This is a genomic window from Brevundimonas sp. UBA5866 (genome assembly GCF_002432125.1).
In the GTDB taxonomy this organism is placed as follows: Bacteria; Pseudomonadota; Alphaproteobacteria; order Caulobacterales; family Caulobacteraceae; genus Brevundimonas.
Genome location: NZ_DJFS01000039.1, coordinates 623 through 12,384, shown reverse-complemented (window position 1 = coordinate 12,384; position 11,762 = coordinate 623). Strand labels below are relative to the sequence as shown.

General features: G+C 63.4%; 13 protein-coding genes and 1 pseudogene (1 of these 14 cut by a window edge). 3 read left to right on the top strand and 11 right to left on the bottom strand.

The window, feature by feature from the left end; translation table 11 throughout:
- From B3H86_RS04735 to guaB, 4 genes and pseudogenes are all read right to left on the bottom strand, one after another.
- Positions 1–620: 5'-methylthioadenosine/S-adenosylhomocysteine nucleosidase (locus B3H86_RS04735; protein WP_292051504.1), on the bottom strand; the 620-nt coding region annotated here is incomplete at its 3' end.
- A gap of 184 nt (positions 621–804) precedes the next feature.
- Positions 805–1,521 (bottom strand): annotated as a pseudogene (locus B3H86_RS04730) (RsmB/NOP family class I SAM-dependent RNA methyltransferase); the annotation flags it as partial.
- Positions 1,522–1,922: 401 nt separating this feature from the next.
- Complete coding sequence (locus B3H86_RS04725) at positions 1,923–2,315, bottom strand: MAPEG family protein (protein ID WP_292051503.1); 393 nt, start codon at positions 2,313–2,315, stop codon at positions 1,923–1,925.
- Positions 2,316–2,333: 18 nt separating this feature from the next.
- Positions 2,334–3,791, bottom strand: coding sequence for an IMP dehydrogenase (guaB, locus tag B3H86_RS04720; RefSeq protein WP_292051502.1), 1,458 nt, complete (start codon positions 3,789–3,791; stop codon positions 2,334–2,336).
- Positions 3,792–4,005: 214 nt separating this feature from the next.
- Between guaB and B3H86_RS04715 the strand changes: the two genes are divergently transcribed.
- Positions 4,006–4,587 (top strand): DUF2061 domain-containing protein, encoded by a 582-nt coding sequence (locus tag B3H86_RS04715; RefSeq protein WP_292051501.1) that lies wholly within the window; start codon positions 4,006–4,008, stop codon positions 4,585–4,587.
- Positions 4,588–4,594: 7 nt separating this feature from the next.
- Here the strand turns inward: B3H86_RS04715 and B3H86_RS04710 are convergent, their stop codons facing one another.
- From B3H86_RS04710 to B3H86_RS04695, 4 genes are all read right to left on the bottom strand, one after another.
- Positions 4,595–5,047: a MarR family winged helix-turn-helix transcriptional regulator gene (locus B3H86_RS04710; protein WP_292051506.1), complete on the bottom strand. Its 453-nt coding sequence runs from the start codon at positions 5,045–5,047 to the stop codon at positions 4,595–4,597.
- Positions 5,048–5,065: 18 nt separating this feature from the next.
- A complete protein-coding gene (locus tag B3H86_RS04705) occupies positions 5,066–5,491 on the bottom strand; it encodes an organic hydroperoxide resistance protein (protein ID WP_292051500.1) in 426 nt (141 codons plus the stop codon).
- Positions 5,492–5,601: 110 nt separating this feature from the next.
- Positions 5,602–6,657 (bottom strand): DUF2332 domain-containing protein, encoded by a 1,056-nt coding sequence (locus B3H86_RS04700; protein ID WP_292051498.1) that lies wholly within the window; start codon positions 6,655–6,657, stop codon positions 5,602–5,604.
- A 9-nt stretch (positions 6,658–6,666) separates the two neighbouring features.
- The gene (locus tag B3H86_RS04695) at positions 6,667–7,389 is read right to left on the bottom strand and encodes an RlmE family RNA methyltransferase (RefSeq protein ID WP_292051497.1); all 723 of its coding nucleotides are present in this window, start codon (positions 7,387–7,389) and stop codon (positions 6,667–6,669) included.
- A gap of 74 nt (positions 7,390–7,463) precedes the next feature.
- Between B3H86_RS04695 and B3H86_RS04690 the strand changes: the two genes are divergently transcribed.
- Positions 7,464–7,925: a peptidylprolyl isomerase gene (locus B3H86_RS04690; RefSeq protein ID WP_292051494.1), complete on the top strand. Its 462-nt coding sequence runs from the start codon at positions 7,464–7,466 to the stop codon at positions 7,923–7,925.
- A gap of 60 nt (positions 7,926–7,985) precedes the next feature.
- Here B3H86_RS04690 and B3H86_RS04685 read toward each other — a convergent pair whose 3' ends face one another.
- The 3 genes from B3H86_RS04685 to B3H86_RS04675 form a co-directional block, all read right to left on the bottom strand.
- On the bottom strand, positions 7,986–8,471 hold the full coding sequence (locus B3H86_RS04685; RefSeq protein WP_292051492.1) for a hypothetical protein: 486 nt from the start codon (positions 8,469–8,471) through the stop codon (positions 7,986–7,988).
- A complete protein-coding gene (locus B3H86_RS04680; RefSeq protein WP_292051490.1) occupies positions 8,471–9,091 on the bottom strand; it encodes a methyltransferase family protein in 621 nt (206 codons plus the stop codon). The genes B3H86_RS04685 and B3H86_RS04680 overlap by 1 nt, the downstream gene beginning before the upstream one ends.
- Before the next feature lie 62 nt (positions 9,092–9,153).
- Positions 9,154–10,110 (bottom strand): M28 family peptidase, encoded by a 957-nt coding sequence (locus B3H86_RS04675; RefSeq protein ID WP_292051488.1) that lies wholly within the window; start codon positions 10,108–10,110, stop codon positions 9,154–9,156.
- A gap of 136 nt (positions 10,111–10,246) precedes the next feature.
- Between B3H86_RS04675 and ligA the strand changes: the two genes are divergently transcribed.
- Positions 10,247–11,762, top strand: part of the annotated coding region (ligA, locus tag B3H86_RS04670; protein WP_292051486.1) for an NAD-dependent DNA ligase LigA (this coding region is incomplete at its 3' end). Its footprint extends 622 nt past the window's final position; 1,516 of its 2,138 annotated nt are in view.

Sequence of the window (11,762 nt, the reverse complement as noted above, 5' to 3'; positions counted from 1 at the left end):
CGCTCCAGCGCGGCCACCAGCACATCCCATGCGTCGGCGAGGTTGGCGTCCACCTGATCCAGCGTCGAGGTCCAGTCCTCCAGCTTGGTCAGCTCGGCCTTTCCGTCCGACACCCCGCGCAGTGCCATCAGCGGCACGCAGAAGGTCTGGGTCGCACGCAGGAAGGCATAGGTTTCCATGTCCACCATATCGGCATCCAGCGCCTGATACGCCTCGCCCGAAACCACATTGGCGCCGGTGGACAGGGTCGCGGTCGGCACACCCTCCAGACGGCATGGCAGCGGCAGGATCGCGGGCATGTCCAGCAGAGGCGTAATCCCCTTGGGGAAGCCCAGCGGGCTGGCATCCATGTCGCGGTAATCGACGGACGTGACCTGATAGACGGCGGCGTGATCCAGCGTCGGCGAGCCAGAACTGCCCAGCACCACAACCAGATCGGGCATGTCGCCCGTGGCCTCGCGCCGCGCCAGTTCGGCGGTCAGGGACACCGCCCCCTCCACCGGACCAATGCCCGTGATCAGCGGACGGATACGCGCCTGAAGGTTCTGGCCGTATTCGGCGGGGGCCGCCATCACCGGAAGGATGGCGACATCGCCGATGCGTTCGACCCGCGCCCTCATTCAGCGCGCTCGTACAGCGAGAAGAAGAAGCCGTCGGTATTGGTCGATGCGGGCGACAGGCGCAGCTGGTGGCCCTTGGCCTGCGAGGCGATGGCGTGGCCGGTCGTCTCGATAGCGACTNNTCCGTCGTCTCGATAGCGACGGGCTGGAAGTTCGGATGGGCGGCCTCAAACGCGGCGGCGGTATCCTCGTTCTCGCGGCTCAGCATCGAGCAGGTGACATAGGCGATGCGACCACCGACCTTCACCAGCTTGGCGGCCTGCGCCATGATGCGGGTTTGCAGGGCATGCAGACGCTCGACCTCTTCCTCGGTCAGACGCCACGCGTCCTCGGGGTGGCGACGCCACGTGCCCGTGCCCGAGCAAGGCGCATCGACCAGAACCAGATCGGCTTCGTCGTTCAGGTCTTCCAGACCACCGCCGTTCTGGCCGATCAGGACCAGTTCGGCCTCGACGCCCGCACGCTCCAGACGCGGACGGATGTTTTCCAGACGCTTGGCGACCACGTCAGAGGCGACCAGACGGCCCTGCCCCATCATCGACTGGGCCAGACCCAGCGTCTTTCCGCCACCACCGGCGCAATAGTCAACGACGGTCGTGCCCGGCTTGGCGTCGGCCAGCGCGCAGATGATCTGGCTGCCTTCGTCCTGAATCTCGAAACGGCCTTCCTTGAAGCCTTCCAGCGCCTGAATGTTGGGCGGCGGCTCGGACGCCAGACGCAGGCCCAGTTCCGACCACGGCGTTTCTTCCGGCGACAGTTCGGCGGCGCGAAGCTCGCCCTCAACGTCCTCGCGGGTGGCCTTCAGGCTGTTGACGCGCAGGTCGATCGGCGCGCGCGGGGCCATCAGGTCGTGGGCCTCGGCCTTCCAGTTGTCACCATAGACCTTCTGGAAGTCGGTCATCACAAACTCGGGGATGCCGGCGGCAACCCAGCCCGGCAGTTCGCCATCGGCGGCGGTGATGCGGCTGCGCTCCTGCTTGGACAGCGGTCGCGGGCCATAGCCGTCGCCAGTGTGCAGGGCCTCGATCTCTTCCAGCGACAGGTTGTCCAGCGCGTGCAGGCTGCCGATGACCAGTGCGCGGCCATCCTCGCGGCCCCCCATGATCCAGCTCAGGCGGCCACGGGCGCGCAGCACCTTATAGACGCGGTCGGCGATGGCGCGGCGATCTTTCGATCCGGCATAGCGGTTTTGCTGACCCCATGCCTTCAGCACGACCTCGGCGGGCTGGCGGCCCTGCGCGATGGAGTCGAGGATGGAGGCGGCGGCGGCGAGACGGGCGGCTGGGGTCAATGGACTTCAGTTCAGATAAACGGGGCCGCCAGTACCATGACCAGTCCCGCAAGCGAGACCAGCCACACCAGCGACCGGATAAAGGGGATGCCCAAGGCATAGAGCGGCACAAACACCACCCGCCCCCAGAAATAGAGCGCCGAGCCCCACGCCGTAAGTGCGCCATTGGCCGAAGCCAGATGGGCAATCAGCACTGCGCCGATAAACAGCGGCAGGGTCTCGAAGAGGTTGGACTGGGCCCGCTCAAGACGGCCGGTCAGAGGTTTCTCTGAGGCCGGTGTCCCGTCACGCGGGCCCGCATTCCATTTCAGACCGAACTCCGCCGTCCTTGCTCCGGCAGGCAGAAAAATCTGCACCAGTGCCAAAATCAAAGTCAGGCTCAGATAGGTGAGTTCGGTCGTCATTGGATGGTCCTTGTTGGATTACCCTTGGCGGTAGTTCGGTGCCTCGCGGGTGATCATGACGTCATGGACGTGGCTTTCACGCAAGCCAGCACCCGTGATGCGGACGAAGCGGGCGCGCTTCTGGAACTCTTCGATGGTCGGACCACCGACATAGCCCATCGAGGCGCGCAGGCCGCCGACCATCTGGTGGATGACCGGAGCGATCGGGCCCTTATAGGCCGTCTGGCCTTCGATGCCTTCCGGCACGAGTTTCTCGGACGAGACTTCCTTCTGGAAGTAACGGTCCGCAGAGCCAGCACCCATGGCACCGACCGAACCCATGCCGCGGTACGACTTGTACGAACGGCCCTGGTACAGGAAGACCTCGCCCGGCGACTCGTCGGTACCGGCGAACATCGAACCCATCATGGCCGCCGAAGCGCCCGCGGCGATGGCCTTGGCCATGTCGCCCGAATATTTGATGCCGCCGTCGGCGATGACGGTCGCGCCCGTGCCTTCAGCGGCGCGGGCGGCATCCATGATCGCGGTCAGCTGCGGCACGCCGACGCCAGCCACGATACGGGTGGTGCAGATCGAGCCCGGGCCGATGCCGACCTTCACAACGTCCGCGCCCGCATCGATCAGGGCGCGGGTGGCATCGTAGGTGGCGACGTTACCGGCCACGATGGCGATGCGGTTGTTCTCGCGCTTGATACGCTCGACGACTGCGGCGACCGAGGCCGAGTGGCCGTGGGCGGTGTCGATGACCACAAGGTCCGCACCCGCTTCAGCCAGCGCCATCGCGCGCTCATATCCCGCATCACCGACGGTCGAGGCGGCACCGACCAGCAGACGGCCGTGGTCGTCCTTGGCGGCGTTCGGGAAGGCCTGTGCCTTCTCGATGTCCTTCATGGTGATCAGGCCGACGGCGCGGTTGTCTTCGTCCACCACGATGACGCGTTCGATCTTGCGGGTCCGCAGAAGCTCGCGGGCTTCATCGCGGCTGGCGCCTTCGCGTACCGTGATCAGCTCGCCCGTGGTCATCAGGCTGGACGCCTTGATCGACGGGTCGTTCTCGAAACGCATGTCGCGGTTGGTCAGCATACCGACCAGACGGCCCGTTTCCGGATCGACAACCGGGAAGCCGGTGATCTTCTTGCGGGCGACGATGTCGCGCACTTCGCCGAGGGTGGTGTCGGGTGTGACGGTGACCGGATTGATCACCATGCCGCTTTCATAACGCTTGACGGTGCGGACCTGCTCGGCCTGCTCCTCGATCGTCATGTTGCGGTGAAGAATGCCCATACCGCCAGCCTGCGCCATGGCGATGGCAAGGCGGCTTTCCGTCACCGTGTCCATGGCGGACGACAGCAGCGGAATGTTCAGTTTGATGTCTTTGGTCAGGCGCGTCGAAACGTCAACGTCGGCGGGCATGACCTCCGACGGACCGGGTTCGAGCAAAACATCGTCGAAGGTTAGGCCTTCGCGTATCTCCATTGGGGAGCCTCCGTTTTGCGGGTCGCGTATAGAGGCTAATCGACCAACTCGGCAAGGGTGCAGCGCAATAAAACCCCCGATCTGCGATCACCTTTTGCGACGGGACAAGAAACAATGCCCCCGTCCAGCATAACCTCCCGCGCCAAACGGGGCTTATCGGCATAATAAGAATTTATGCTTTGCAACTGACCGTCTGCGCAGCCATTTTGTTTCTATGGTCGCATTCCTCTGGAGCACTGTTCGCAAACTGGCGCTGAAGATCGCCAGCTACGGTGCCATGCATCTTGTTGTTGCGATTGCGGTGGCCTTTGCGATTACCCAGGACATCCGGATGGCGCTGGCCATCGGTATTGTCGAGCCATTCTTCCAGACCATCGCCTATACGATCCACGACCGCATCTGGCACGTGATCGAAAAGCGCCGGCTGGCAACGGGACTTGAAGAAGCCGCCGAGGCCGTTTCATCGCGTCTGGGGGTCATGTCGCCCGAAGAGCAGTTGCGCGTACACGGCCATAAACACCACCATCACGGGCACAGCCACGCCCTGCCCCGTTCGCTGAAACAGGTGGCGCTGAAGACGGTCACCTATGGTGTCATGCACTTTGCCGTGGCGGTGTCTGTGGCCTTTGCCCTGACGGGAAATATCCGCGCGGCACTGGCCATCGGCATTATCGAGCCGCTGGTGCAGACGGTGTTCTTCACCATCCACGACCGCATCTGGACCCGCATCGAAGCCCGCGAGCAGGCCCAAAAAGCCGCCGCCAAAACCGACGCCAGCTCGCACCACGTCGCCTGATTTGATCTCAGCCCTTGGGGGCCAGAACGCGGATCAAGGCGTTCACCTTATCTTTCAGCGCATCCAGATCCTCGACCGATCGCCCCGCCGCCAATGTGGTGGGCACATGCGCCGCCTTGGCCTTCATGGCCTCGCCCGCCGGGGTCAGGCCGATCAGCACACGGCGCTCATCATCCGGATCACGCGCGCGGGTCACCAAGCCCGCCTGCTCCATCCTCTTGAGCAGAGGTGTCAGGGTGCCGCTGTCCAGATACAGCCTGCGCCCCAGATCACCCACTGACAGCGGCTGCGTCTCCCACAGAACCAACAACACCAGATACTGCGGATAGGTCAGTCCCAGCTCGGCCAGAACCGGCCCATACAGCCGCGTCAGCAGATTGGTGGCGGCATACAGCGGAAAACAGACCTGACGGTCCAGCCGCAGCAGGTCGTCTGGATCGTTGTTGTCCGCGTGCACCATCGCCGCCACCTCGCTCAATCACTTCACCGATACATTCAGTACCACGTCGATATTGCCCTTTACCGCATTGGAATAGGGGCAAACCTCGTGGGCGGCGCGGACAACCTCCTCGGCCTTGGCCTGATCCAGACCGGCAATCACCACATCCATTTCGACCGACAGTCTGAATCCGCCCGTCTCGGTCGGCAGCAGCCCCACCTCGGCGGTCACTTCGATATCGTCATCGCGGACCTTCTGTTCCTGACGGCGGGTCACGTGGATGACGGCATTCTCGAAACAGGCGGCATATCCGGCGGCAAACAGCTGTTCGGGGTTGGTCGCCCCGCCCTTGCCACCGAGGCTGGCGGGCAAGGCAACCTGCAAATCCAAAATGCCGTCATCGCTCTTTACCGTACCGGCGCGACCGCCAACGGCAACAACACGGGTTTTGTACAGATGGCTCATCATCGTCCTCCTTGAGTGGGTTCGAGAACCATAAATGATCGTGTACGATATAATTGCAAGCAATCAATCAGAATAAAAAGTGCCGATCCGCCTGCGGTGACGCCTAAAGCCTAGTCCTGCTCCCAGAAAATCTCGGCCCCGTGCGGCTGGCAGACGGCCAATTGTGTCTCGCCCCCGTCCGGCCAGACACGCAGCTTCAGCAAGGGCCTGCGTTCCGGCCCGCCTTGGTCGGATGCCTCAAAACTCAGCCACGCCAGTGGACGGTCCGCCGTCGCCCCCTGCCCCACCTTGTCCATGTGGTCACGGATGCGCTGCTGCGCCTCGGGCGGGAAATACTGGAAGGCGATGGTGTGCATCGCCACGCGGCAGACACCGGGCTCCGACGTGACGGTCAGGGTCTTTTCCAGCCAGTCCGCGGCATCATCGCGGTCAATCGTAACGGGGTGTTGCGCCGCCATATCCAGCGCCGCCTCCAGACGTTCCAGCCGCTGCAACTGATCGGCCCAGACATAGGCGGCCAGCATTTTGCGTGTGGCTTCGGATCGGACGTCCAGCGGATTGCGATCCACCGCATGCCGCGCCACCACCTTGACCTCGGCAGACGGCGGAGAGGCACCGTGCCACCGCGGGATCAGTTGAACCGGCGATGCCCCATCCCCCGCCCGCGTCTGTCCCAGCAGATAGCCATAGCGGTCCAGTTGGCTGTTCAGTCCCGCACTGGCCCCCAGTTCATACAGCGCAAAGGGCAGTTGCACCCTATCGGCCAGTACCAGCAGGCCCGCCATCAGCGCCGCGGATCGTCCAACCTCATTGGTCTGGGGCGGTCCATCCAGCCAGGGGTCAAGGAACACCCCCTCTTCGGCCAGCACCCGATCCAGCAGGGCCCATAGCGTGTCGTCATCGGGGGCCGTCGCCGGAGGATAGACGGCCGCCCACTGGGGATGGCGTCCGTCGCGGGCCAGAGCATGCAAGCCGCCCATCAAGCGCAGCGGAAGGGCATCACCCTCATGCGAGGGATTGCCCGACCAGCTCAATAAACGCCGGCCAATGGCCGTACCCTGGTCCAAGCGTTCGCCTACCAGACGACACAGCCGCCCCGTAAAGGGCGCACCGGCAGCCGTGCAGATGGCGGATTGTGATTCAAACGCGACCTGCACTGACGACATGGGGCAAACCTATTTCTTGTTGAGCGCGACGAGAAAGACCTCGGCGCTGTCCTTCCGGCTCGATTCCGGTTTGAAATATTTCACCGTTTCGAACTCTTCACGCAGACGGGCTAACACGCCGCCCGCATCGCCACCCTGGAAATTTTTAGAAACGAAATTTCCACCGGGTTTAAGCGTTCTGATGGCGAAGTCCGCCGCGATCTCGATCAGGGCGATGATCTTCAGGTGGTCCGTCTGGCGGTGGCCGATGGTGTTGTGGGCCATGTCCGACAGCACCAAATCAGGGCGACCGCCCAGGGCGTCGATCAGCTGTTGATCCACACCCGGCTCGGTGAAGTCGGCCTGAATCAGGTGCGCGCCCGGAATCGGCTCGATCATCAGCAGGTCCACGCCCGCGACTTCCTGCGCGCCGCGGTCCAGACAAACCTGCACCCAACCACCGGGGGCCGCGCCAAGGTCGATGACCCGACTGCCCTTCTTGATCAGGTTGAAGCGGTTGTCGATCTCGATCAGCTTGAAGGCCGCGCGGCTGCGCCAGCCCTCGGCGCGCGCGCGTTCCGACCATTTGTCGGTCAGCTGGCGTTTGATCCACGCTTGCGACGACGGACGCTTGTCCTTGGCCGTCTTGATCTTGGTGCCGACACTGCGTCCCGCAGCGGTCCCGCCCGTAGGCAAACGCACCATACGACGGCGTTCCTGGGTCTTTTCGGCAGGCTTTTCGTTATCACTCATACGTCTTTCATAGCGGTCCGCGCGTTTCACCGCTATGACCCCTGCATATTTCCCTTAAGTCTTAGGAGCGCCAGATGGCCGAAACCCTGACCTTTTTCATCGACACCGGCGACAACCAAGAGCGTCCGGTTGTCATCAAGCTGCGTGAAGATCTGGCTCCGAACCACGTCAAGCAAATCACCGAACTGGCTTCGGAAGGCTTCTATGACGGCGTCGTTTTCCACCGCGTCATCGCCGGCTTCATGGCCCAGGGCGGCGACCCGACGGGCACCGGCACCTCGGGCTCGAAGAAGCCGAACCTGAAGCAGGAGTTCAACGACGAGCCGCACGTGCGCGGCACCTGCTCGATGGCCCGCACCATGGACCCGAACAGCGCCAACTCGCAGTTCTTCATCTGCTTCGACGACGCCCGCTTCCTCGACCGTCAATACACGGTCTGGGGCAATGTCACCGAAGGCATGGACGTGATCGACGCCCTGCCGAAGGGTGAGCCGCCGCGCAACCCGGGCAAGATCGTCCGCGCCGAAGTCGCCTAAGCGATTTCCAAGCCTATAAGAGAACGGGGAGCCTTTCGGCTCCCCGTTTTTTGTTTGGTATCAAGGCTTTTGAAGCGTCGCTTCCACCGGATCATTCGGTGAGATCACCAAGGTCCCGACCAGTTTCCCGTCCTCGACCCTGCCATCAAAACCCAGCGCGCCCCCTGCCGAGGCCGCGCCCGACAGCATCACGCGCTCGTCGCTGACCCTATAGTCGTTCGCCAGAACGATCAGCTTTTGACGCTCGCCCTTGGCGTTCTGGATCGCCTTGGTTTGCTCAAAAACAAAAGCCGCCGGAAAACGGCTGGCGGGCGGTGTCTCTGCACCCTGCGCATCGCCATTGGGCGCGCGCAGCTGGATGTGGCTAAACCGCCAGTCCTGCATCAGCAGCGCCTCCGAATACACATAGTCCCCGTCCAATGCCGCCGACGCCGTATATTGCCTCTTGGCTCCGGCGTTGGGCGCAGTCCCCTGCTCTCCCTTGTCCGGACTACAGGCCATCAGGGCCATACACAGCCCCAACGCCCCCCAAATCGATCCCCTCATCACGGCAGTCTCAGCAATGTCCCCAGCCATCCAATGTGCTGCAAAGCTTCAATGGCCTCGAATAGCGGGATCGCCAAGAGGAAGATCAGACCGTCGCGCAAGGTAATGAGGAAAAAGCGCGGACGGACATCAAGCGACTCGGCATCCCGCCAACGGGAAAAATCCGGACCGAAGCGCGGGGTACGGGCGAAGTAGTCACGATAGGACTGACCGAAAGCCTCGCCCAGCCACGCCTCTTCGCGTCGGATGGTGAAATGGAACACCAGCATAGCCACCGCCAGAAAGGCCGTCGCCAGCGTCAGGCTTCCGGTTTGCGCCCCTACACCGAATGCGCCCATGAAGCTGAACAGGTACAGGGGATTGCGGCTGATGGAATAAGGCCCGCGATCGACGATCTCGGCCTTCTTGCGCCCGCCGATGTAGAGCGAGCACCACGCCCGCCCCACGATACAGACCACGATCAGGGCAAGGCCGAACGCCTCCACCCCTTCGTGCAGAGGCTCGCCGCCGCGCGAGGCCGTAAAAAGCGCCAGCGCGAGAATGGCCGTCATTCCCGCGCCCAGCGCCGCCTTCCGTATTTTCTGGACCCTTTGCAGGTCGAAGCCTTGGGTAGCCGACATCGCTATCTCCGTATGTGGATCAGCGATCTGGCTTCCCGAAGAATGGCGTTTTCAAGACCCGCTTAGCGGTCCAGCCACGCATCGATACGGCGGAAGCTTTCGATGGCCAGTTCTGTGGACGACTGGAACACCGCCGGATTGATGCGCTCCACGTCATCGGACGGCTTGTGATAGTCCTCGTGGAAGTTCACGCCGAAATACAGGAACGGCAGCCCCGCCCGGTGGAAGGCACCGTGGTCCGAGGCGTACACCCAGTTGTCGGCCCCTTCGTCCTCCGGCCGGTCCTTGCCGAAGGCCAGACGGATCGAGCCATTGGCCGGAATCGGCTCCAGCAGCGGACGCAAGTACGGGTGCTGATAGGTGCCCGTCACCCACAGATAGCCATCGACGTCGGCACGGGCCGTCATGTCGAAGTTGATGTTCAGAGAGATGGACGACAGCGGCACGGGCGGAGCCTCGACGAACTCTTTCGCACCCAGCAGGCCCCGCTCCTCGCCGTCCAGCGCCACGATCAGGACGCTGTGCTCCGGCGGCGTTTCCTTCAGGCGCTTGGCCAGTTCCAGCATGGTCGCCACGCCCGAGGCATTGTCGTCCGCGCCGTTGTAGATCTGGCCGTCGTGGACACCCACATGGTCGTAGTGGGCCGTGACCACGATGTATTTGTCCGAAACGCGCGTGCCCGGAATCAGGCCGATGATATTGGTACCGTTGAAGGTCTTGGGGCCATCCGGCGAACGGCCTTGGGCCGACCAGGGCTGCAAACGGCCCATCGACGACGGGCCGACCCCGAGCGCCTCCAGTCGGTCCACAATATACTGGCGCGCCTTGGCACCGCCTTCGCTGCCGGTATCGCGCCCCTGCATGTCATCGGCGGACAGGGTTTTCAGATCGGCCATCAACTGGGTGTAGTCGTGGCTGGCAACCGCTACTGCTGGCTGTTCAACGGCCAGTGGCTTCGTTTCACACGCGGCCAGTGCAAGCACGGCGGCAACAGCGAGGCGGGTAGGAAGGGCGCGCATACAGACGGCTCCGTGAACAAGATTTGGCTGCACCCTAAATGCCCGCTCGCCGTTCTGCCAGATTAGCTTTCCTTGATTTGAACGGGCGGTGCTAGAAAAGCCGCCTGTTATCCCGTTCCAGCCCAGACGAATCCCCATGTCCGATCTGTTCTCCGCTCCCCTTTCCGTCGCGTCGATGAGCGAGGATCAGGCCCGTGAGGAACTGGCCCGTCTGACCGCCGAACTGGCCGCGCACGACAACGCCTATTACGGCGAGGACGCCCCCAGCATCAGCGACGCCGAGTACGACGCGCTGAAGGCCCGCGCGCTGGAAATCGAAAAGAAGTTTCCGTCCCTGACCACCGCCGACACCCCGTCGCAGAAGGTCGGTGCCCCCGTCTCCGAACAGTTCGCCGAGGTGCGTCACGGCGTCCCCATGCTGTCGCTGGACAACGCCTTTGACGAGGCGGACGTCCGTGACTTCGTGGCCCGCGTGTACAATTTCCTGAACCTGCCACAAACCGAGCCTCTGGGCTTTGTGGCAGAGCCAAAGATCGACGGCCTGTCGGCCAATCTGCGCTATGAAAACGGCGTGCTGGTGCGCGGCGCAACGCGCGGCGACGGCAAGACCGGCGAGGACGTGACCGCCAACCTCAGGACCATCGCCGACATCCCGCAAAAGCTGACGGGCAGCGGCTGGCCCGCCGTGATCGAAATCCGTGGCGAGGTCTATTCCCCGACCGACGCCTTTGACGCCTTCAACAAGAACGCGGCCCAACTGGGCGGCAAGACCTATGCGAACCCGCGCAATTTTGCCGCCGGATCGCTGCGCCAGAAGAACCCGAACATCACCGCCCAGCGTCCGCTGGCCTTCTTCGCCTATGCTTGGGGCGAGGTATCTGAGCCATTCACCGAAACCCAGCACGGCGCGCTGGAGAAGTTCCGCGAGTGGGGTTTCAAGGTCAATGACCGCTCAAGCCGCGTGGAAAGCGCCCAAGGCCTGATCGACCTCTACAACAAGCTGGGTGAGGACCGCGCCACCCTCAGCTATGACATCGACGGCATCGTCTATAAGGTGGACCGTCTCGACCTGCAGGAACGCCTCGGCTTCATCGCCCGCAGCCCCCGCTGGGCCATCGCCCACAAATTCCCCGCCCAGCAGGCGACCACCCTCCTCGAAGGCATCGATATTCAGGTGGGCCGTACCGGCAGCCTGACCCCCGTCGCCCGCCTGCATCCGGTGACGGTCGGCGGCGTGGTCGTTCGCAACGCCACCCTGCACAACGAGGACGAGATCGAACGTCTGGATGTCCGCATCGGCGACACCGTCACCCTGCAACGGGCGGGCGATGTGATCCCGCAAATCCTCGGCGTGGTGCTGGACAAGCGCCCCGAGGGTACGGTCCCCTACATCTTCCCGACCACCTGCCCCGTCTGCGGCTCCGAAGCCGTGCGCGAGGGTGACGAGGTGAAGCGCCGCTGCACCGGCGGCCTTGTCTGCGATGCCCAGATTGTAGAGCGCCTGAAGCATTTCGTCGGCCGCCGCGCCTTCGACATTGAGGGCTTGGGCGAGAAGCAGCTAATCGCCTTCCACGAGCGCGGCTGGATCAAACAGCCCGCCGACATCTTCCGTCTGGCCCGCGACGAGGAAAAGCTGTCGGCCCTGCGCCGCG

What these genes read in the sequence shown, in the direction of transcription:
- B3H86_RS04675 (WP_292051488.1), bottom strand. Translation starts at nt 10,110, where the DNA reads ATGCGCGCCCTTCCTACCCGCCTCGCTGTTGCCGCCGTGCTTGCACTG.
- B3H86_RS04690 (WP_292051494.1), top strand. Translation starts at nt 7,464, where the DNA reads ATGGCCGAAACCCTGACCTTTTTCATCGACACCGGCGACAACCAAGAG.
- B3H86_RS04695 (WP_292051497.1), bottom strand. Translation starts at nt 7,389, where the DNA reads ATGAGTGATAACGAAAAGCCTGCCGAAAAGACCCAGGAACGCCGTCGT.
- B3H86_RS04680 (WP_292051490.1), bottom strand. Translation starts at nt 9,091, where the DNA reads ATGTCGGCTACCCAAGGCTTCGACCTGCAAAGGGTCCAGAAAATACGG.
- guaB (WP_292051502.1), bottom strand. Translation starts at nt 3,791, where the DNA reads ATGGAGATACGCGAAGGCCTAACCTTCGACGATGTTTTGCTCGAACCC.
- B3H86_RS04700 (WP_292051498.1), bottom strand. Translation starts at nt 6,657, where the DNA reads ATGTCGTCAGTGCAGGTCGCGTTTGAATCACAATCCGCCATCTGCACG.
- B3H86_RS04715 (WP_292051501.1), top strand. Translation starts at nt 4,006, where the DNA reads ATGGTCGCATTCCTCTGGAGCACTGTTCGCAAACTGGCGCTGAAGATC.
- B3H86_RS04725 (WP_292051503.1), bottom strand. Translation starts at nt 2,315, where the DNA reads ATGACGACCGAACTCACCTATCTGAGCCTGACTTTGATTTTGGCACTG.
- B3H86_RS04710 (WP_292051506.1), bottom strand. Translation starts at nt 5,047, where the DNA reads ATGGTGCACGCGGACAACAACGATCCAGACGACCTGCTGCGGCTGGAC.
- B3H86_RS04705 (WP_292051500.1), bottom strand. Translation starts at nt 5,491, where the DNA reads ATGAGCCATCTGTACAAAACCCGTGTTGTTGCCGTTGGCGGTCGCGCC.
- B3H86_RS04685 (WP_292051492.1), bottom strand. Translation starts at nt 8,471, where the DNA reads ATGAGGGGATCGATTTGGGGGGCGTTGGGGCTGTGTATGGCCCTGATG.